Raw genomic sequence first — 19794 nt, forward strand, 5'->3', positions numbered from 1 at the left:
GTGCAGGGGGCGGCGGGGACCGTCGTTGAACAGTGCGCGTCCCGGGCCGGCCCAAAGGTAGGCGTGATGGTGCGCCATCGGCACTTCCTCAAGGGGTGGAATGGGGTCGGCCCCCGCCGCGCGGGCGGGGGCCGGTGTCGGTCAGTGGCGTCCGCAGCCGTCGCCGTCGCCGCAGCCTCCGGTCTGGCTGCCGCCGGACTCGTCCGTGTCCTCGGAGTCCGGGTCGACGGGAAGCGGGGCCTGGTTGACCGGGTATCGGGGATGGCGCATGGTGACCTCCGTGTGGTGTCGTTCCGCCGGTGTGATCCGGCCGGATTCCTCGTGCACTGCACGGCGCCCCGAGTACGTGGGGGCGCGACCGCCCTGGCCGCCAGTCCGCCAAGACACACGGCGGCCGGGGCGGGGTCCTTGGGTGTACGGCGCCCCCTGAACGGGCGCCGCGAGTTCCGGCTTCAGCCGGTCTCGGATGGAGTGGATCCCGCGCTCTGTTCGCCTCGCGGCGGGTCGATCTCCTCGTGCGGGGTCACCCGCCAGAACATGGTCACGGTGACCTGGTAGCCCGTGTGGTGGCGGCCCTCCGCGTCGATACGGCCGGTATGGGACAGCGCCCACTCCTCGGCCCGATCCCGCTGCTCACCGGGGAACTGCTCGGGCACCGGGGTCGATGCGGCGCCGCAACCGGTGCACCGCACCTGGATGACGCACGGCTCGGCGTCCGGATCCGCGCCCAGGCTCATCTTCACGTACCGCATCCGCATCCGGCTCATCGCTGCGTCTCCGGCATGGGATGGAGCGTGAGGGCGGTGGTGAGTGCCGCGTGCAGTCGCTTCGGTTCGGTGAGGTGACGGCCCCGATCGGGCGCCGTCAGCCAGCGCAGCCCGCAGGACTTGCGGCGGTGCCAGGGCGGCACGCCGATGTAACTCCCCTTGCCCAGCACCGTGACCTGCGGGATCGTCCAGCCGACGGCGGATTGGGGACGCACCAGCCAGTACAGGCGGGCGCAGTAGGGGTCCTTGATCACCGCACCGGTATCGCCCCCCAGGAAGCGGAAGGCGGTCTCACCGAAGGAGACGGGCACCCGCACGGCGTCCCACCACCGCCCTGCGGGCAACAGCGTGATGTCAAGGCTGGTGGGGGGTGGCCAGGCTGCGGAAGATGGGTTCACCTGCGGCTCCATGTGGCTGTCCTTGCTGACAGTCACATGCTCGCTACCTCATGGAATGGCCAGTTGCACCGATGTGTGCAACCCCCGACAACCGAAGCGTGCTACATGCCGATCCACGTCGCGTACTCAGCCAACGCTGGGGTCCGCACTCTCTCCCGCTCCCGGAGTGCGGCGACCGTGTCTCGTACGGTCGGGTGGTAACGCGTCAGCTGGGGCGCTATCCGGCGGGCCCTCTGCAGGGATTTCAACGCGTCTGTCGCGTTCCCGGCCCAGGCTTGGGCCTTGCCCAGGTCGAGCCAGTGGTGACCGGCGCGTGAACGAGGCCATCCATCAGGGAAGCGCACTCCTCTGGCCAGATCGATCGCCTCCCCATAGTTGTCGAGGTCGGAGGCGATGGCTACGGAGTGCACGCTGACATTCGCGGGGCCCCAGCTCACCCCGAACACGGGAAGTTCGCCTGTGCGGCGGGCCAGCTCCCGAGCCTCCGCAAGCCGCGTCTGCGCGTGAGAATGGTCCCCCAGGCGACCAGCGATGATCGCCGCGCGCAGGTGCAGGACTCCGGTCATGGCGGCCAGGCCGTCGGGTCGCCGCGATTCCTGACCGTCCAGGTCCCGCAGCGCGCCGTCGACTACGCGCATGCCTAAGTCGTACCGGCCCGAGGAGAAGGTCGTCTGGGCGCGCAGAAACCCGTACATCGCCGCGAGGCCCGGTTCGTCTGCCCTGACGGCGGCCCAGCCCAGGCGTTGTACGGCGACCGTCGCCAGGTCGACGAACCCGAGATGCCAAGCCAGGGTGAACACGCACCGAAACGTCTCGGCCAGGCATTCATGCGCCTGACGTTGCGCCTCGCCCCGAGCGGTGTGGGCCGCCTGTACGCATTCATCGATCAGTGCGGGGAGTTCCACTGCCATGGGCAGGTACTCAGCCTGTCGCCGATGCGTAAGCAGCTTGTCGATGTCGCCACGGATCATGGCCACCGGGCGTGCGCGGGTCTGCCAGTCCAGAGGGATGTCCCAGTTCTCCATGCTGGCCCGAATGGGCTGTATCAACGCATCCAGCCGGTCACGTCGCATCTCCGCGAGAAAGGGCTGCCCCAGCAGGTCAGAGGTCGATACCCCCAGCGCGCGGGCGCACGCGGCAACCAGTGCGGGGGACGCGGGCCGCTGGCCGCACTCCACCTTCGACAACAGCGACTTGGAGACGTTGGCGCGTATCGCAAGCCCCTGCTGCAACAAACCCCGCTGCTTGCGATAGCGCGCGATCCGAGAGCCCGTGTGCTCGTTGCTCGGTTCCGACATGCTGGTCTCCGTTCCCTGCAACCACTTCGAACGGTACCCGTGCTGGTGTTCTCACCACCCGTTTTCGTCGCATCTATCACTCTTGGCAGCCCCAATGTGGTGAACTGCCCGCCATGGACAAAGCCGTGCAGGGGCGCCTGAGGATCGAGCACCGCACCGCCACCGACCTCGCCGACATCAGAGCCGACATCCTCACCGTGTACGCCGAGGCGTTCGCGGACCGGCTCGGCGAGGAGTTCCACAGCGTCCCCCGCTTCGACGAACGACTGGGCTGGAACGCCGAGGTCCCCGGATTCTCTGCCGTGATCGGCTACATCTCCGACCGACCTGCCGGGTTCGCCTACGGATGCACCCTGCAACCCGGCACACGCTGGTGGAACGGCCTCGACAGCTCCGTACCGGCCACCGCCATCGAAGAGACGGGCACCCGCACCTTCGCCCTGTCCGAACTCATGGTGATCGACACGGCTCGCGGCACCGGCGTCGCACGGCAGATCCACGACGCGCTGCTGCACGACAGGGACGAACAACGCGCCACGCTCCTGGTCGAACAAGCCCACGAACGAGTACGCGCCCGGTACGAGGAGTGGGGATACCAACGGCTGGGCACGCTGATCCCCTTCCCGGACGCGCCGACCTATGACGCGATGCTGCTGGCTTTGCCGCATCCACGACTCAGCGAGAACACGATGGGACGCGAGCGTCACGAGGAGCAGTGCAAGCCTTAAGGCCACCAGCGAGTTGATCAGGAGTCCGCATGACCACCATCGCAGTGACCGGCCACATGGATCTCACCGAGGACAGCGTGCCGCTGGTCCGCGCCGCGCTGGACGCCCTATTGGCCGGTCATCCAGCAGATGAGTTGGTCGGCGTCTCATGCATCGCGAAGGGTGCCGACTCCCTCTTCGCTACGGCGGTACTGGAGGCAGGCGGGCGCCTGGTGGCCGTGGTGCCCTCCCGGGACTACCGCCAGGCCAAGGTCTCACCCGACCACGCGGCCCTGTTCGACACTCTGGTCGAGGCCGCTGATGAGGTGCTGGTCATGCCGTATGAGAAGGCCAACCGGGAGGCGTACGAGGCGGCCAACGCGGTACTGCTGGAGCGCGCCGACCGGCTGGTCGCGGTCTGGAACGGGCAGCCACCCACCGGCAAGGGCGGCGGCACGGCCGATGTGGTCGTCCTGGCACGGGCCACCGGGCTCCCGGTCGATGTCGTGTGGCCACAAGGCGCCGCACGCCGGGCGTAAGTCTCATCTGGACTGACCGTGGCCCGTACCGAGTACTACGACGATCCCGCCGCCCCCGAGCCGAACAGCCTGGTGGTCGCCGCGTCGGCCGTGGTCACCGACGGAGAAGGGCGGATCCTGCTGCAACGCCGCCGGGACAACGACCTGTGGGCACTGCCCGGCGGCGGCATGGAGATGACCGACTCGCTTCCGGGCACGGCCGTACGCGAAGTGAAGGAGGAGACCGGCCTGGACATCGAGATCACCGGACTGGTGGGCACCTACACCGACCCACGCCATGTCATCGCGTACACGGACGGCGAGGTCCGCAGGCAGTTCAACATCTGCTTCACCGCACGGGTGACCGGCGGCCGGCTCGCGGTCTCCGAGGAGTCCACCGAACTACGCTTCGTCTCACCGGTCGAACTGGCCGAACTCCAGATGCACCACACCCAGCGCCTCCGGCTCCAGCACTTCCTGGAGCACCGCCAACAGCCTTATCTGGGGTGAACGATGCGACTCGGCATCACCGGACACCGTGGCCTCCCCGCCGCCACCGAAGAACTCATCCGGCCCGCGCTCCGCGAGGAGATCCTGCGCCGGCTGCCTGCCGAACTGGTCGCCGTCTCCTGTGTCGCGGACGGCCCCGACGCCTGGTTCGCCCAGGCCGTCCTGGACGCGGGCGGACAACTTGAAGTGGTCATCCCTGCCGACCGATACCGGGAGGGGCTGCCGGTGGTTCACCACGCCGAATACGACGCCCTTCTGCGCCGGGCGTCACGCGTCCACACCACCGGGATGACCGAGTCCGACTCCCAGGCGCACATGAGGGGCAGCGAGATCCTTGTGGACCTCGCCGACGAGCTGATCGCCGTCTGGGACGGGCTGCCTGCCCGTGGGTACGGCGGCACCGCCGATGTCGTCGCCTACGCCGGGCGGCAGGGCGTCACCGTCCACCGCATCTGGCCCTCCGGCAGCAGCCGGGACTGACCGCGATCCGCCTCGCCGAGGCGTGAGAGGAGACGTACATGGCTGACGATCTGCACGCGGTGGCGCGCTTCCTGTTCGAGGCGGGGACCTTGAAGCACGCGCGCCGTACCGGATGGTGGATGGCCGGGGTGCGGGATCCGGAGTCGCTATCGAGCGGAGACGGTCACCCGCGCCTGGACGACGGGCTCGCAGACAAAGATCCCGGCCGTACGGCCATGACGGGCGGGGGTTAGCCTCTGTGTATGTCTGGGAGTCGGCTTGGTCGGTTGAGTCTCCGCGCTGATGCGCTCTATTGCCTGCTCGTCGGGGTGTTGGTCGCGTCGACCGCGCCCCTGACCGGGCCTGCGTTGAGGCTGCCGACACTCGCCGTCGCCGCCATCGGTGGGGCCGTCGTGCTGTGGTCCGGTGTCGTGTGGCGGCTCAGTCTCCGTCCTTCGATGGGGAGCCTTCGCCTCGTACTTGTGGCGAATCTGCTGTCGACATGCGTGCTCGCCATCGCGTCTGTGACGGCGGCGAGTGTGCTCGTCCTGCTCACTCTTGCGGCGTTCGCGGCAGATGTCGCCGGTTTCGCAGGCAGTCAGTTCGTCGCACTCAAACGACTGGCCCGCGAGCCGTCCTGACGAGCCAGTGCGTCCGCCACCCGGCGCTGATCGTTCCGAGGCAGTCCTGGCCAGTGCGGTGCGCGGGCGGGTCGGCGAGTACGAGGCGAAGGAGACACCGGAGGCGGTGTGCGCCCGGGACGCCGACAAGCTCGAATGCCTGCTTCAGGGGATCGAATACCGGGCCCAGGGCCATGCCAACGCCCAGCGCTGGATCGACAACAGCCGCGCAAGGCTGATCACCGAGACGGGCAAGCGTCTGGCCGATGGACTGCTGGGGCAGGACTCCCTGGACTGGCTGCGTGCGGCGATGGGCGAGGACGGCTGACCCCGGGCAACGGCCCCGTGCCCGGTCAGGGTCGGAGGAACGGGTGGTTCACGTGGGAGGTGGCCAGCAGGGTTCGGTGCCGTCGTGCGTCGGCGAGGACGGCTTCCCTGGTCCGGCGCGCGGCGGCCTGGTCCGACTCCAACCGGTAGGCGACGGACGGGGCGGCCAACTGGACCGCGTGCACCAGGACGTCGCCGGTCACCAGGATCCGCCGCCGACCGCCGTCCACCAGCACGGACTGATGCCCGGGAGTATGGCCGGGGGTCGGCTTCAGCACCACGCCGCCGTCCCTGCCGCGCAGCAGCGGAACCTCGCCGTCGATCTCCTGAAGCAGCCCGGCCCGGCGCAGCGGATCCACCACGTATCTCCAGGCTGAGTCCCCGGGGCCGAGGGAGGCGATCTCGGTGCGCTGCACGACATGGCGTGCGTCGGGGAACATCGGTGTCCCGTCGAGGCCGACCGCCCAGCCGTAATGGTCCTCGTGGACGTGTGTCAGCACCACCGAGTCGACATCGCCCCGTTCGATGCCCGCCGCCGCCAGCACCTCCGGCAGATGCCCGGGCACGGGCGCCCACTTCGAAGCGGGGCTGCCCGCGGGGCCCACTCCCATGTCCACCAGGGTGACCCGTCCCGTGGGCCGGCGGATGGCGTAGCAGCGGAAGTCCAGCTCCCAGGCGCCGTCCGGTCCGAAGGCCCCCGGGTCGATCCGCGCGGCCTGTTCCCAGTCGCTCTCCTGGGCGGCCGGGAACAGGTCCTGCCGCTTGCCGGGGAAGGTGCCGTGCGCGTCCCGCAACGCGAGCACCTCGAACCGCCCGGCCCGGCGCGAGACGATACGGGGGTCCTCGGTACGGGCGTCCGTGCCGCGCGGTCCGGCGGTGACCGCCGCCTGCGCGCCGGTCACCCCGGCCCAGGACGCGAGGGCGCCCGCGCCCACCGTGCCCACCCCCCGCAGGATCCGCCGCCGGTCCGGATGTTCCCGCTTGCCTGTCATGATCGTTCGTCCCCCTCGGGTTCTCGTGCCTGTGAAGGGATCCTGGCGGTGGTTCGGCCCCGGGCTCTTGAACGTTCTTGTCCCTTCCTCGGCCGCTCACGCAAGCCCTACCGTGGCATCCGTGGGGTCCGACGACAGGCAGACGCATCTGCGGGAGGAACACGTCTACCTCGCCGACGTACGGTGCGGCGCTCGAAGCCGCGGCTGGTCCGAGGTGCGTCCGGCACCCGTCTTCGGCCTGGTACTGGTGCGCCACGGTCTGCTGCGGGTACGGACCGAGGGGGCGGAGTATCTGGTGGACCGGGCGAGCGTCTACGTGGAACAACTGGGCCGCGAGCAGCAGTTCGCCCATCCGCGGGGTGCCGATGTGTTCACCGAGGTCGTACTGTCCGAGCCCAGGGTGGCCGCGATGCTCGGCGATGACCCCGAGATCCCCGAGGGCCTCGTCATCACCACACCCCGGCTCGCTCTGGCACACCGCTTGCTGCTCAGCCGCGCCCGGGCCGGCGCCGACCCCTTCGAACTCGCCGAGCGCACCACCCTGCTGGCGCACGGGGTCTTCGCCCAACTCGCCCCCGTCCGCGCCTCCTCAGGCCGCCCGGGCTCCCCCGTCGCCCGGCGGCGCCTCGCCGACGACGTACGGGCGTTCCTCGCCACCGATCCCGGTGCCGGCCTGGAGACCCTCGCCCGAGCCGTAGGGGTCTCACCTCCCCATCTGAGCCGCACCTTCACCGAGATCACCGGAGTCACCCTGACCGCCTACCGGCACCGGCTCCAGCTCGCCGCGGCGCTGGACCGCCTCGGCCAGGGAGAGCGCGACCTGGCGCTGCTGGCCAACGATCTCGGCTTCAGCGACCAGGCGCACATGACCCGTGTGCTGCGCGCCACCGCCGGACTTCCTCCCGGGCGGCTGAGAACGCTGCTCACCTCACCGGCCGGCACTCCGCGCACCGAACCGGCCGACCGGCGCGATGCGGGGCCGGGTTCGCCGCCCGGCGGCTGATCGACCGCGCCGCAGGGACATCGAGCGGGCCTTTCCCCTCGGTGGCGGTGGCGACCGCGCCCGGTGACGAACGAAAGTCGCGATCCGCTCCACCCGCGTGGTGCCGTCCTGCGATCATGAGCCGCCCGAGCGAGTGACAGAAACCAAGGGGAGCGCCATGGCGTGGGATTACGCGGAACTAGCCAAGGAAGCCAGCAAGCGAGGCGGACCCCTCGCGCTGCGGTGCTTCTACACCGGGCGGGGCATGGTCATCGGCGGCGTCATCACCGGCGCCACCATCGCCGGGACCGTGGCCCACGACAAGTGGCGCAAGCGCCGCGCGGCCGCCGCCGAGGCCGCGCCCGAGAGCGCCACGGAGGCGCCGGCACCCGACGACGCCCCGGCGACCGCGCACAGCTGACCCCTGGCCCCCACCCGACAACGCGGCCTCGAACGCCTGCTCCGCTGCCCTGACGATGCCGCCGGCGGAACCGGCATCGGACTCAGCGGACCAGGGTTCACGCGCTCCGGAGGGGCTGTCGCGGAATGGTGCAGCCCGCAGAGCAGCTGGGGCGGGCGGCAGTCGGAACGGCCGGAGCCGCGGCCGGGGTCGGCAAGCGGATCTGCGACAGCCTGCCGAAGGGAACCGGTGACCGCGGTGGCCGTACCTCGTGGTCTCGTCAGGGGGCTGATCCGCTCGAAGTCCTAAGGCCGGCGGCCGATGTGCGGATGGCCGCCCGCTCGCTAGCGTCGGGGGCGGCGGTCGTTCCCACGGCGTGCCATGACACGCCAGCCCCGTCAGGAGGCCCCGGATGCCGGCCAACGCCATGTCGCACGTACGCATCGCACGCCCCTCGCGTGATCTACGGGCGGCGGAGAGGTTCTGGGTCTCCGGCCTCGACCTGGGCGTCCTCTACCGGCACGAGGCGGACGGCATACCCGGTCGGCACTCCCTGCTGATGGTCGGCTGGCCCCAAGCGGCCTGGCACCTTGAGCTGGTGCACGATCCCGCCGCGCCCGTGGACCCGCGGCCGACCCCCGAGGACCTCCTGGTGGTCTACCTCGGCGAACCGGTGCCGGACGCCCTCGTGGAGAGGCTCGAACGGCATGGCGGCAAGCGGGTGCCGGCGCACAATCCCTACTGGGACACCTGGGGCGTGACCCTTCAGGACCCGGATGGCTATCTGCTGGTGCTGTCCAGCCGTTCCTGGTCCAACGAGTGACACGCCGACTGGCCCAGGACCTGTCTGACAATGGTCATCTGGAGGGTTCACGTAGCCAGAGGATCAGGGAAGCCAGGAGGAGTCCGACGCGGTACCGGGCGGCGAGCGGTGATCCCGCCACGGACGGCCACGCCCGTCCACCCGCGGCAGCAAGGGCTCTATTCGCTCCCATGCCGCATCCGTCAGCTCGCCTCTGCCAGCCACACGATCAATTATTGATGGAGTCCTGCTCCGGATCGGGCTCGGGGGCCGGCACGAAGAGGCTGAGCCGGTAGGTGGTCGGCTGCACCAGGCGCCCGCAGAACGTGTCGATCCGCACCGTCGTCCAGTCGATCTGCGTGTCCGTCGCCCGGAGATGGTGGATGTGATCGCGCCACTCCGACTCATCCTGGGTCTCGAACAGCACTTCCCAGCGGCCCGCGTCAGGCGCGAAGCGGGCGGCAGCCCGCTGCATCTCGTCCCGCTGCTGACGTCTTCTCTTCCGCTGCCCTGGCATCGGCCCAGCATCGGTGGCGTCCACCGTCAAAGCAAGGCCATTACCCCTCGCCCGCGACCATCGCAACGTTGATCATTTGTCAGACAGGTCCTGGCACCACGGGCAGTCGGCCGAGCCCCTGCCTCCACTCCGCGGTGCCTACCGGGGGCCGGGGAAGCGGCTGACGAAGCGGCGTTGCCAGGGGGTCTCCACGGCTCGCGGCGCGTAGTGCGCCCGGACGTACGCCACGGCCTCGCCCCGCGGCACGCCGTCCAGTACGGCCAGGCAGGCCAGCGCGGTGCCGGTACGGCCTTGTCCCCCGGCGCAGGCGACCTCGACCCGTTCGTGTCCGGCCCGGGACCATGCCTCGCGCAGTGCCTCACCGGCGGCGGTACGGTCCGAGGGGAGCCAGAAGTCCGGCCAGCGGATCCAGCGGGACTCCCAGTCGACGCCGGGCGGTTCCTTGCCGAGCAGGTGAAGCGCGAAGTCGGGCACCGGACCCGGCGGAAGCGGGCGGCTCAGTCCGCGCCCGCGCACCAGCCGGCCGGAGGGCAGCCGGAGCACCCCGGCGGCCGTGGGTTCCCAGTGGGCGGTCATGGAGGGGAGCGTAATCGGGACCCGGCCGCGGTGGGTCATCCAGCGGACCAGCACCTTCTACGGCCCCTGCTCAAGCCCCGGACCGCATCGGTGGCGCGTGGTGGAGGAACGTCCGATCGACGCGCCTCGAACCGGCCGGCCCCCGGGGCGTACACCCCGGGGGCCGCACCGGCGCACCGGAACCGCCAGAGCCGTCAGAGCGGGTTGAGGCGGGTCTTGAGCAGGCAGAACTCGTTGCCCTCGGGGTCCATCAGAACGTGCCAGGACTCCTCGCCGGTCTGGCCGATGTCGGCCGGGCGCGCCCCGAGCTTCAGGAGGCGTTCGAGCTCCTCCTCCTGGTCCCGGTCGGTGGCGTTGACGTCGATGTGCAGTCGGGGCTTCCCCGGCTCCGGCTCCTCCCTGCGGCTGAGGAAGAGGGTGGGCTGCGCGCCGCCGAACCCCTCGCGCGGTCCGATCTCGATGCTGCCGTCCTCTTCGCGGCCGAGCTCCACGAAGTCCAGGACCTCGCACCAGAACCGCGACAGCACCTCGGGTTCGCGGCAACCGAGCACGAGTTCACTGATACGACATGCCATCGACGCAACCTACTCTCAGCGTGGGAACTGCCAGGCCGGCCGCGCGAAGGCCTTGATCTCCACGCGGCGGGAACACGCCCGCGACCGTACCCGGCAGGACCAGCGGGGGCCAAGGGTTTTCGGGGCCCTCCCCGTACCGCCACACCGCCCCGCGGCCACCCGTCAGCCCGGTACCGCCGCCGGAACCACCGCGTCCAGGGCCTCGCGCCAGGCGCGGACCGCCGCGGGGGCGACCGGGCCCGACCAGCCCGCCGGGCGGCTGGCGCCGCCGATGTGGAAGGCGTCGACGCCGGCCGCGCGCAGCGCCGGGAGGTGGTCCAGGCGGAGGCCGCCGCCGACCATGATGCGGGGCTCGGCCGCACCGGCGTGCCCCTGGTCCGCCGCCTCCGCGACCAGCACCGGGAGGCCGTCGTCCACACCGAGCGCGGAGCCCGCCGTGAGGTAGGTGTCCAGGCCGGGCAGGTCCGCCAGCCGGGCGCGCAGCACGGTGCGGTCGGCGGCCCGGTCGATGGCGCGGTGGAAGGTCCAGCGGGCCGCGCCGGGGCCGGTGCCCGCCCCGATCGCCTCGGTGAGGGCGCGGACGGCGGCCAGGTCGGGCCCGCCCTCCGGGGTGAGGAAGCCGAGGACGAACTCCTCCGCGCCCTCCACCCGCAGCGCACCGGCCGCCGCGCAGAGGTCGTCGACGGCCTGGGGCCCGCCGGCCGCGAACCCGTCGGTGGCCCGCAGCATCACCCGGATCGGGATGTCCACGGCGGCACGTACGGCGGCGAAGGTCCGCCGGGTGGGGGTGAGGCCGTCGGCGGCCATGTCGGTGACCAGTTCGAGGCGGTCCGCCCCTCCGGCCTGGGCGGCGACCGCGTCCGTCGCGTCGAGCGCGATCACCTCGAGAATTGGTCTAGACATATAGCAAAGCCTGCCACAGTCCCCGGCCCTCCGAAACATCGCCCGGGCGTCGGGTGCCACACACTGACCAGCCCCGCCCCCATGGCCCACAATGGGCCCATGGCCACGCCTCGCCCCCGTCGCTCCAGCCGTCCGGCCGATCCCCCGGCCGCCGCCCCCTCGCGGGAGCGCCATCCGGACCACGACGAGCTGCTCTCCCGATGGGTGGTGCTGCTGAACAGCGCGCGGGAGGCCGTCTGCCATCCGAACCCGTTTCCGTACGGGGAGGATCTGCTCCGCCGCTGGGCCGAGCCGCAGCGGCACTACCACACCACCGAGCACCTGATCGCGGTGCTGGGGCACGTCGAGACGCTGTCCGGCTACGCCGCCGACCCGGACGCGGTGGCGCTCGCCGCCTGGTTCCATGACGCGGTCTACCTGCCGGAGCGGTCCACCAACGAGGAGCGCAGCGCCCGACTGGCCGAGCGCGCGCTGCCCGAGGCGGGCGTGCCCCAGGCCCGTACCGAGGAGGTGGCCCGGCTGGTGCGGCTGACGAGGCGGCACGACCCGGCGCCCGGGGACGCCAACGGCAAGGTGCTCTGCGACGCGGACCTGGCGGTGCTGGCCGGATCCCCGCAGCAGTACGCGGCGTACGCGGCCGGGGTCCGGCAGGAGTACGGCTTCGTACCGGAGGACACCTTCCGCGAGGGCCGCGCGGCGGTGCTGCGGCAGTTGCTGAGCCTGCCCCGGCTGTTCCGCACCCCCTACGGACAGCTGCACTGGGAGGCCACGGCCCAACACAATCTCCGGGCGGAATTGGAGCTGTTGGGCGCGTAGCATTCTGCTCTCGCGCGCTGTGCGGCCGGCACCGCGCCGACGCTTGCCAGGGGGGCAACCTGATGGAAGAGACCGCCGCGCAGTCCCGGGTGCAGAGCCTTCCCTTCTGGGTGGAGATCACCGAGGCGGAGGCCGAGGCGGAGTCCGTCCTGGCGGGGGCCCCGGCAGCTCCCGGTGTCCCCGACCAGCCCGCGGCCCCGGCCGCCTACGCTCCGGGCCGGCCCACGGCCCCGGCTCCCCACGCCCCCGGCCCGGTCGGCGCCCCGTGGGGCCCGCCCGCGGACCCGGCGCCCCAGGCCGTACCCGCGCAGCCGCAGGGTGGCGAGCCCGAGCGCGAGGACACCATGTCGATCTTCGGGCGGCGGAACGGCGGCAGCGGCGGCGGAAACCCCGCGGGCGGCGGCCCCGGAAGCGGTGCTGGTACGGGTAACACCCCGCGTCCCGGCACCCAGTTGCGGTCCGTGCCGCTGGGCCCGCTGCGGCGGAACCTCGCCGAGACGGTGGACGCGCTCCAGCAGCTGTTCGCGGACGTGGCGGCCCGGGACGCCACCATGGAACTCTCCGAGGTGGAGCTCTCCTTCGAGGTCAGCGCCTCGGGCGGGATCCAGCTCATCGGCACCGGCAAAGCCGGGGGCAAGCGGGGGCTCACCCTCACCTTCAAGCGCGCCTGACCGCCGTGCGACGCCACCGGGCGCTGCTCATCGGCGCCGGCGACTACGACGACCCGGCGATCCCGCCGCTGCCCTTCGTGCGGGAGGACCTCCAGCGGCTGGCCTCGGTGCTGGGCGAGCGCGGGTTCCAGACGGTGGAGGTGCCCGAGGCGCGGCGCGGGGTCACCCCCAACTTCGTGGGCGGGCAGGTCGGCCGGTTCCTGCGGGACGCCAAGGCGGGGGACACCCTGCTGGTCCTGCTGAGCGGGCACGGCGGGCACTTCGAGGGGCATGACTACCTGGTGCCGGAGGACGCCAGCTTCGACGTGGAGCCGTTCGCCGGGAGCTGTGTGCGCATCGACTGGCGCAAGGAGCTGGAGGAATCCGAGGCCGCCCAGGTGGTCTTCCTGATCGACGCCTGCCGGGAGGGCTTCGAGCGCGGCGACACCATGCGGTCCCCCGGCCCGGCCGGCTGGAGCGACGCCAAGATCCACGCCGCGCTGGAGCGCAAGGTGGCCTATGTGTACGCCTGTTCCACGGCCCAGGTGGCGCTGTTCGTGGGCCCGGACGAGGCGGTGGCCGAGGGCGTGGAGGTCGGGACCGTACCGCAGGAGTCGTTCAGCCTGTTCTCGCGGGCGGTGTCCGACGTGGTGTCCGGACGCCCGTACGCGCTGGCGCTCGCCGAGTTCGAGGAGGCGGTGCAGCAGCGGATCGGGCAACTGCACGCCGCCTACCGCAAGTCTCGGCCGGTGCAGCGGGTCCGGGTGGTCACCGACATCGACAAGCGGGGCTTCACCGTCTTCCCCGGCCCGGTCCGCGACGCCTGCCGGCACCCGTGGCTGCGCGCGGTGGCCGGCCACCCGGCCTGGGAGCGGGTGGACCCCGAGCTGTCGGCCGCCCGCGAGCTGCTCAAGGAGGAGAGCCTGGCGCTGGCCGAGCGGCTGGCCGCGGCGTACGAGAGCGCCGCGGCGGCGCTGGCCGGCGACCCGTGGCACCACGGGCGGCTGGCCCTGCGCGCCCATGAGCGGGCGGAGTTCCTGACCGGAAAGCTGGGCAAGGACGCCCGGCTGTCCCCCACCGAGGCCGCGCTGCTCGCGCTGCTGCCCTTCGTCAGCCAGGCGTTCTGGGCCCAGGAGGCGGCCCGCCGGATCGGCGCGCTGGCCGGCTACCCGGCCGACCGCACCCCCGAGGGCGACGCCTTCCACACCTTCGTGCGGGGCCATCCGCGGCTGGACCGGCGGCTGCGCAGGCTGCGGCAGACCGGGGCGGGTACGGACAGCGCCCGCCGGATCCTGTGGTGGCTGTTCCACCGCTGGCTGCTCCAGCAGCCCGACGTGTACGCCCCGCAGTCCCTCAAGGAGCTGCTGGAGCCACCGGCCGCCGACCCCGAGCGGCCCGCCTGGATCCGCGAGGCGCTCTCCGGGGAGCGGCTGGCCCGGTTCGTCAAGGACCAGCGGACCAGCCCGTTCACCACCCCGCGCGCGGGCGAACTCGCCGACCAGGAGCAGTTGGCCGCCACCACCCTCCATGAGCACGAGGTCCGCGAACCCCTGGTCTCCTGCCTGGCCAAGACCGCCCACGCGCTGGCCGTGGACCCGGTGGACCTGCCCGAGGTGATCGCCGAGCACCTGGGCATCTCGGACAGCGTGGACCTGGCCGAACTGCACACCACCCTGGACGCCTCCCGCTGGACCGGCTCCGGCGCGGGCCGCGCGCTGACCGCCGTCTGCGGGCACCCCGCCGTGGAGATCGCCCTCCAGACACACGCCCAGCGGGTGGACGCGCTGCTGCGGGACATCAACCAGGCCGCCGCCAAGGCCGGGCACACCCTGGCCCCGCTGGCCCAGCTGCCCCCGTACGCCAACGCCGGCGGGGTGCGCCCCAGCGGCCACACCCCCGCCAACCTGTCCTCCGGCATCCGCTTCCACCTCGCCGAGGACCGGGTGCAGGAGCTGCTGATGGGCGAGGAGTTGTACGGCGACCGGGGCCTGGCCGTCCGCGAGCTGTACCAGAACGCCCTGGACGCCTGCCGCTACCGGGAGGCCCGCACCGCCTATCTGGAGCGCACCGGGCAGCGGCCCGCGCGGTGGACCGGGCTGATCGAGTTCGTCCAGGGCACCGACGCCGCGGGCCGCCCCTATCTGGAGTGCCGCGACAACGGCATCGGGATGGGCGTGAGCGAGCTGAGCCGCACCTTCTCCCAGGGCGGGGCGCGCTTCGTGGACCTGCCGGAGTACGTGGAGGAGGCCGCCGACTGGGCCCAACTCGACCCGCCGGTCCGGCTCCACCCCAACAGCCGCTTCGGCATCGGGGTGCTCAGCTACTTCATGCTGGCCGACGAGATCACCGTGCACACCTGCCGACTGGGGCGCGACGGCCGGCCCGGCCGGCTGTTGAAGGTCACCATCGCCGGCCCCGGCAACCTGTTCCGCATCGAGGATGTGGGCCCCGGCGAGTGGGCCGGCACCCATGTCCGCCTCCACCTCACGGCCCGCGCCGCCCGGCGCTCGGCCCTGGACCAGCTCGCCGAGGTCCTGTGGGTGGCCCAGTACCGGGTGCGGGTGACCCACGGCTCCCGCACCTCGGAGTGGGAACCGGGGGTGCTGCGGGAGGACCTGGCGGCGGCGTACAGCGGTTCTCCCGGAGGCCCGATGCGCAAGCTGGGCAGGTGCTTCCCGTCCTCCCACCCCGACCTGTGGTGGACCGAGAGCAACGGCATGCTGCTGTCGGACGGACTGCGCGCCGGCGACGATCCCTCCTCCCGCGCCTATCCGTACGGCGTGATCGTCAACCTGCACGGCCCGCATCGGCCCGAACTCTCCGTGGACCGCCGCCGGCTGCTCGGCTACGACGCCGAGTACGTCCGCCGCATCATGCGCCAGGCGCTGCCCAGCTTCGCGGAGGTGGCCCGCCGGGTGCTGAGCCGAGCCTGGCTGCAGGGGATGAGCAGGCACCTGCTGAGTTTCGCTGACGAGTCGCTGGAGCGGGCGGCGGCCGTCGGCGGCACCCTGAGCATCGCCGGTGAGGAGGTGCCGCTGGCCGACCTCGGCTACTTCCCACCGGACACCCTGGTGCTCTCCGGGATCTACGGCAGGTTTCCGACCCAGCGGGACTCCCGGCTGCTGTACCTGGGGCTGTTCCCGGAACCGGTGCTGCGCTGGCGGCTGCGCGCTCTGCTGGCCAAGGGCCTCGGCGGCCCCACCGGGCCGGGCTTTCCGGGACCGCCGGCGCTGCCCATGGCCCGCCCCTCGGACCTCCACCTGCTGAGTGAGGACTGCTTCGACAGCGTACGTTCCTGGGAGCTGATCGGCGGCGGCCACTACCGCCTCCACATGTACCTCGACGGGGACGCACTCCACTTGGCGGATTTCCTCGGCAGCCTCGTGAACACCTACCGGTGGCGCTCACCCGCCGCCGAACTCACCGTCGGAGAGGTCTTCAGCCGGGTGCAGGCGACCGGCTATCCCGCTTCCCAGGTGGTGGGGCGCCTGGGCGAGCTGGGTTATCGCACCCCGGACCTGCGGGGGGCCGGCGCGGCGACCGCCGAGGACATGGCGCTGCTGCGCTCGATCGGCGCCCGAGGCGGCTGGCTGGAGCCGGGCGCGGTACTCGGCGTGCCGCAGATCTCCGTCAGCGCGGCCCGCGCCGGCCGATCCCCCGCCGAGGCCGCCACCCGGCTGGCCGACCTCGGCTACCAGGTGCCGCGGCACCCCTACCGGGACACGCCCTGGAGCCCGGAGGACGCCGCGCTGCTGCTCGGACTGTGGGACAGGGAGTACGCGCAGTACGGACCGGGCCCGGTCGAGGAGCCGCGGCTGATCTCCACGGCCCGCATCGTCACGGTGGCGTTCCGGACCAGCCGGTCCCACGCCTCGGTGATACGGCTGCTCGGCGAGGCCGGCTTCACCCCGGCCGCCGAGGCCGCCCGGCTCGGTCCGCTGCGGGACGACGACACCGTGCTGCTGTCCGAGGGCTTCCCGGTCGACCGGCCCGTCCCGCGCGGCGCGCTGGTGGCCATCGCCCAGCACCTGGGCCGCTCGGTCGCGGACGTGGCCGCGCGCCTGGCCGAGCTGGGTTTCCAGCCGCCCGATCGGCTCCCCGCCGACGACGCGCTGCGTGCCGAGGACGCCGAACTGGTCAAGCAACTGACCTCGCACCTGTACGGCTGGCCCGCCGAGGACCGGCCGGTGGACATCTTCACCCTCGCCTCCGTCGCCGGCGGCCCGCGCCGGCTGCCCGATGTGGCGGACTGGTTCGAGGGGCTCGGCTACCAGGTCGCACTCGATCGGGAGCTGCTGGCGGCAGTACTTCCCAGGGAACTGAGCGCCCTGCGCCGAGTCGGCCGCGAGGGTGTTCACCTCTTCGCCGTCGTACCGCCGGAGCTGCTGCTGGCGGCGGCCCGCGCCACCGGCCGGCCCCTCACCGCCGTCGCGCGGAAGCTCGCCCGGCTGGGCCTCACCATCGAGCCGGTCCCCGAGGAACTGGCCGCCGAGTACGCCATGGAGAGCCTGCTGTCCCAGGTGCTGGATCCGGCGCACCCGCTCGACCTGGAGTCCGCCCGGGCCCGTGCCGACCTGGGACCGGTCTCACTCCGCGCCCTGCTCACCGTGGCCACCCGGCACGGCACCACCTTCCGCGAGGCGGCCCGGCTCGCCACGGAGATCGGGATGGCGCACGAGGCGGCGGAGTGGTTCCCGGAGCCGGAGCGGCCCGCGGAGCTGGACGGCGGCCGGACACCTTCGGTCGGCGCACCGGACGGGGACGCGCTGCCGGCCGGGTGAGCCGATCCCGGCTGGGGGCCGGGCTTGCCCAGGGGAGCCGCGCCCGCGCCGGGGAGCCGGGCCCGCCCGGGTGAGCCGCACCCGCGCCGGGGAGCCGCGCCCGCCCGGGTGAGCCGCACCCGCGCCGGGGAGCCGCGCCCGCCCGGGTGAGCCGCACCCGCCGCCTCGCCGCCGAACCCGCCACCTCGCCCCGGACCGGCCGGATGGCGAGGGCGAAGGCGAAGGCGAAGGCGAAGGCGAAGGCGAAGGCGAAGGCGAAGGCGAAGGCGAAGGGCAACGACCGGGCACCGGCACCCGCACCGGTCCCGGGAATACGCTGCGGGACCGGTGGGTTGCTCTGTGCATGCCCATAGCCGTCTACATCCTTGGCCTGTCCGTCTTCTCCCTCGGCACATCGGAGTTCATGCTCAGCGGGCTGCTCCAACCCATCGCCCGGGACATGGACGTCTCCATCCCCCAAGCAGGTCTGCTGGTGTCGGCGTTCGCCGTGGGCATGGTGGTGGGCGCGCCGCTGCTCGCCGCGGCCACCCTGCGGCTGCCCCGGCGGACCACGCTGCTGGCGCTGCTGGCGGTGTTCGGGCTGGGGCAGGTGGCGGGCGCGCTGGCGCCGGGGTACTCGGTGCTGTTCGCCTCACGCGTGGTCAGCGCGCTGGCCTGCGCCGGCTTCTGGGCGGTGGGCGCGGCGGTGGCCGTCTCCCTGGTGCCGGAAGACGCCCGGGCGCGGGCCATGGCGGTGATGGTGGGCGGCCTGAGCATCGCCAATATCGCGGGGGTGCCGGCGGGGGCGCTGCTCGGGCAGCACGCCGGCTGGCGGGCCGCGTTCTGGGCGGTGGCCGGACTGTCGGCGGTGGGCCTGGTCGGTGTGGCCACGCTCGTACCGCGTACCGAGGTGCCCACCGGCGACGACCGCCCGCGGCTCCGCAACGAGCTGCGGATCTACCGGGACGCGCAGGTGTGGCTGGCGCTGGCGGTCACCGCGCTGAACGGTGCCGCGGTCTTCTGCCTGTTCTCCTACCTCTCGCCGCTGCTCACCGATGTCGCCGGGCTCGCGGAGAGCTGGGTGCCGACCGTGCTCGCGCTCTTCGGCGTGGGGGCGCTGATCGGCACCACGATCGGCGGCCGGATCGCCGACCGGCACCTGTTCGGCACGATGTACGGCGGCATCGTCGCCTCCACCGTCGTCCTGACCGTGATGGCGATCGCGGCGCACAGCGCGGCCGTGGTCATCGTGGCGTCCGTACTGCTGGGGATCACCGCGTTCACCACGGCGCCCGCGCTGAACGCCCGGATGTTCCAGGTCGCGGGGGCCGCGCCGACCCTGGCGGGAGCCACCACCACCTCGGCGTTCAACATCGGCAACACGGTGGGGCCCTGGCTGGGCGGGCTGGTGATCGGCGCCGGACTGGGCTACCCCGCCGTCGCCTGGACCTCGGTCGGCATGGCGGCGCTCGCGGTCGCGGCCCTGGTGGCGGCCTCCCGGCTGCACCGGCTCCGGACGGGTACGGCCTCGGTGATCGTGGCCGGAAGCGAGGACGCCGGCCGTCTGCGGTCGGAGACCGTGGATGTGCCCATGGCCGGCACCCCGATGACGCGCCCCGCGGGCGAGCCCCAGGTCTGAGGCAGAGCCCTCACCGGCCCGGAAGGGTCGTCACCCGCCCCGGGGAGTCCTCACCGATCCGCGTAAGCCCTCACCGATCCGCGTCCGGCGTGCCGAGGAAGCCCACCGGGGCCACCGCGACCGCCGTCTTGGCGCAGACCCAGTGCGGGTCCGGGCCGAGTTCCGGTTCGACGTCCAGGGCGTGCGGGTCGCCCGTGCACACCGGGCACAGCGGCCAGCGGCCGTACTTCTCCAGCAGGGCGTCCTGGACGTCCTGCGCCACCAGTCCCGCCAGGTAGGGGGCGCCGTCCGGCCACTGCTCCACCCACCAGCGGCGGTGGGTGACGGCGTCCTCGACCAGGGAGACGATGTCCGCCTGGGCCACCTGGCCTGCCGCGAGATCGGCGAGCACCAGGGCCCGCGCCGCGTGCAGTGCCTGTTCCAGTTCCATGGAAGCCATTGTCCCGCCGTTCGGGGGGTTGACGCCCAGCAGAGCCTGAAAATAGCTTTCAAGGGTGAGCAGTCCACTGAAGGAAACTTTCCATCAGCCCGGCGTCGCCTCCCCACCGGCGCAGCCCACGGCTCCCCCCGCCCTCTCC

Annotated in this window: 22 protein-coding genes and 3 pseudogenes; 14 read left to right on the forward strand and 11 right to left on the reverse strand. The window is 72.4% G+C overall.

Annotation, left to right across the window (positions count from 1 at the left end; translation table 11 throughout):
* Positions 1–141 precede the first annotated feature (141 nt).
* From E4099_RS34825 to E4099_RS12915, 4 genes are all read right to left on the reverse strand, one after another.
* Complete coding sequence (locus tag E4099_RS34825) at positions 142–270, reverse strand: hypothetical protein (RefSeq protein ID WP_280923500.1); 129 nt, start codon at positions 268–270, stop codon at positions 142–144.
* Positions 271–452: 182 nt separating this feature from the next.
* Positions 453–767, reverse strand: coding sequence for a DUF7848 domain-containing protein (locus E4099_RS12905; protein WP_135339164.1), 315 nt, complete (start codon positions 765–767; stop codon positions 453–455).
* On the reverse strand, positions 764–1111 hold the full coding sequence (locus E4099_RS12910) for a hypothetical protein (RefSeq protein WP_135339165.1): 348 nt from the start codon (positions 1109–1111) through the stop codon (positions 764–766). The genes E4099_RS12905 and E4099_RS12910 overlap by 4 nt, the downstream gene beginning before the upstream one ends.
* A 155-nt stretch (positions 1112–1266) precedes the next feature.
* Positions 1267–2463 carry a helix-turn-helix domain-containing protein gene (locus E4099_RS12915; RefSeq protein ID WP_135339166.1) on the reverse strand — a complete coding sequence of 399 codons (1197 nt, stop codon included), beginning with the start codon at positions 2461–2463 and terminating at the stop codon, positions 1267–1269.
* Positions 2464–2576: 113 nt separating this feature from the next.
* On the opposite strand from E4099_RS12915, the gene E4099_RS12920 reads away from it, so the two are divergent.
* From E4099_RS12920 to E4099_RS12945, 7 genes and pseudogenes are all read left to right on the forward strand, one after another.
* Positions 2577–3191: an N-acetyltransferase gene (locus E4099_RS12920; protein ID WP_135339167.1), complete on the forward strand. Its 615-nt coding sequence runs from the start codon at positions 2577–2579 to the stop codon at positions 3189–3191.
* A 29-nt stretch (positions 3192–3220) separates the two neighbouring features.
* The gene (locus tag E4099_RS12925; protein WP_135339168.1) at positions 3221–3709 is read left to right on the forward strand and encodes a hypothetical protein; all 489 of its coding nucleotides are present in this window, start codon (positions 3221–3223) and stop codon (positions 3707–3709) included.
* 18 nt (positions 3710–3727) lie between these two features.
* Entirely contained in the window at positions 3728–4198 is a 471-nt protein-coding gene (locus tag E4099_RS12930) for an NUDIX domain-containing protein (protein WP_135339169.1), read from the forward strand.
* 3 nt (positions 4199–4201) lie between these two features.
* Positions 4202–4678, forward strand: coding sequence for a hypothetical protein (locus tag E4099_RS12935; protein WP_135339170.1), 477 nt, complete (start codon positions 4202–4204; stop codon positions 4676–4678).
* A 38-nt stretch (positions 4679–4716) separates the two neighbouring features.
* A pseudogene (locus E4099_RS12940) lies at positions 4717–4828 on the forward strand (HD domain-containing protein); the annotation flags it as partial.
* Positions 4829–5139: 311 nt separating this feature from the next.
* Positions 5140–5298, forward strand: a complete 159-nt coding sequence (locus tag E4099_RS32970) for a hypothetical protein (RefSeq protein ID WP_167828359.1) — start codon at positions 5140–5142, stop codon at positions 5296–5298.
* Positions 5285–5605: pseudogene (locus E4099_RS12945) on the forward strand (HD domain-containing protein); the annotation flags it as partial. The gene E4099_RS32970 and the pseudogene E4099_RS12945, both read left to right, overlap by 14 nt.
* 25 nt (positions 5606–5630) lie before the next feature.
* Here E4099_RS12945 and E4099_RS12950 read toward each other — a convergent pair.
* A complete protein-coding gene (locus E4099_RS12950) occupies positions 5631–6596 on the reverse strand; it encodes an MBL fold metallo-hydrolase (RefSeq protein ID WP_135339171.1) in 966 nt (321 codons plus the stop codon).
* A gap of 121 nt (positions 6597–6717) precedes the next feature.
* Here E4099_RS12950 and E4099_RS12955 point away from each other — a divergent pair, with 121 nt between their 5' ends.
* From E4099_RS12955 to E4099_RS12965, 3 genes are all read left to right on the forward strand, one after another.
* Positions 6718–7599: a helix-turn-helix domain-containing protein gene (locus E4099_RS12955; protein WP_245244802.1), complete on the forward strand. Its 882-nt coding sequence runs from the start codon at positions 6718–6720 to the stop codon at positions 7597–7599.
* Between the two features lie 157 nt (positions 7600–7756).
* Positions 7757–7999, forward strand: a complete 243-nt coding sequence (locus E4099_RS12960) for a hypothetical protein (RefSeq protein WP_135339173.1) — start codon at positions 7757–7759, stop codon at positions 7997–7999.
* Between the two features lie 391 nt (positions 8000–8390).
* Entirely contained in the window at positions 8391–8801 is a 411-nt protein-coding gene (locus E4099_RS12965; protein ID WP_135339174.1) for a VOC family protein, read from the forward strand.
* 105 nt (positions 8802–8906) lie between these two features.
* Here the strand turns inward: E4099_RS12965 and E4099_RS33615 are convergent.
* From E4099_RS33615 to E4099_RS12990, 5 genes and pseudogenes are all read right to left on the reverse strand, one after another.
* A pseudogene (locus E4099_RS33615) lies at positions 8907–9005 on the reverse strand (transposase); the annotation flags it as partial.
* A gap of 4 nt (positions 9006–9009) precedes the next feature.
* A complete protein-coding gene (locus tag E4099_RS12975; protein ID WP_245244803.1) occupies positions 9010–9321 on the reverse strand; it encodes a hypothetical protein in 312 nt (103 codons plus the stop codon).
* A 114-nt stretch (positions 9322–9435) separates the two neighbouring features.
* Entirely contained in the window at positions 9436–9873 is a 438-nt protein-coding gene (locus tag E4099_RS12980; RefSeq protein WP_135339175.1) for a protein-tyrosine phosphatase family protein, read from the reverse strand.
* A 194-nt stretch (positions 9874–10067) separates the two neighbouring features.
* The gene (locus E4099_RS12985) at positions 10068–10448 is read right to left on the reverse strand and encodes a VOC family protein (RefSeq protein ID WP_135339176.1); all 381 of its coding nucleotides are present in this window, start codon (positions 10446–10448) and stop codon (positions 10068–10070) included.
* 162 nt (positions 10449–10610) lie between these two features.
* The gene (locus tag E4099_RS12990; protein ID WP_135339177.1) at positions 10611–11351 is read right to left on the reverse strand and encodes a copper homeostasis protein CutC; all 741 of its coding nucleotides are present in this window, start codon (positions 11349–11351) and stop codon (positions 10611–10613) included.
* Between the two features lie 99 nt (positions 11352–11450).
* On the opposite strand from E4099_RS12990, the gene E4099_RS12995 reads away from it, so the two are divergent.
* The 4 genes from E4099_RS12995 (at position 11451) to E4099_RS13010 (ending at position 19216) form a co-directional block, all read left to right on the forward strand.
* On the forward strand, positions 11451–12167 hold the full coding sequence (locus E4099_RS12995; protein ID WP_245244804.1) for an HD domain-containing protein: 717 nt from the start codon (positions 11451–11453) through the stop codon (positions 12165–12167).
* A 62-nt stretch (positions 12168–12229) separates the two neighbouring features.
* Complete coding sequence (locus E4099_RS13000; RefSeq protein ID WP_135339178.1) at positions 12230–12838, forward strand: Pepco domain-containing protein; 609 nt, start codon at positions 12230–12232, stop codon at positions 12836–12838.
* A gap of 5 nt (positions 12839–12843) precedes the next feature.
* Positions 12844–17598, forward strand: a complete 4755-nt coding sequence (locus tag E4099_RS13005) for an HD domain-containing protein (protein ID WP_135339179.1) — start codon at positions 12844–12846, stop codon at positions 17596–17598.
* 343 nt (positions 17599–17941) lie between these two features.
* The gene (locus E4099_RS13010) at positions 17942–19216 is read left to right on the forward strand and encodes a Cmx/CmrA family chloramphenicol efflux MFS transporter (RefSeq protein WP_135339180.1); all 1275 of its coding nucleotides are present in this window, start codon (positions 17942–17944) and stop codon (positions 19214–19216) included.
* Between the two features lie 70 nt (positions 19217–19286).
* On the opposite strand, the gene E4099_RS13015 is transcribed toward E4099_RS13010, so the two are convergent.
* Positions 19287–19646: a hypothetical protein gene (locus tag E4099_RS13015; protein ID WP_135339181.1), complete on the reverse strand. Its 360-nt coding sequence runs from the start codon at positions 19644–19646 to the stop codon at positions 19287–19289.
* Between the last annotated feature and the right edge of the window lie 148 nt (positions 19647–19794).

Source organism: Streptomyces palmae (assembly GCF_004684805.1).
In the GTDB taxonomy this organism is placed as follows: domain Bacteria; phylum Actinomycetota; class Actinomycetes; order Streptomycetales; family Streptomycetaceae; genus Streptomyces; species Streptomyces palmae.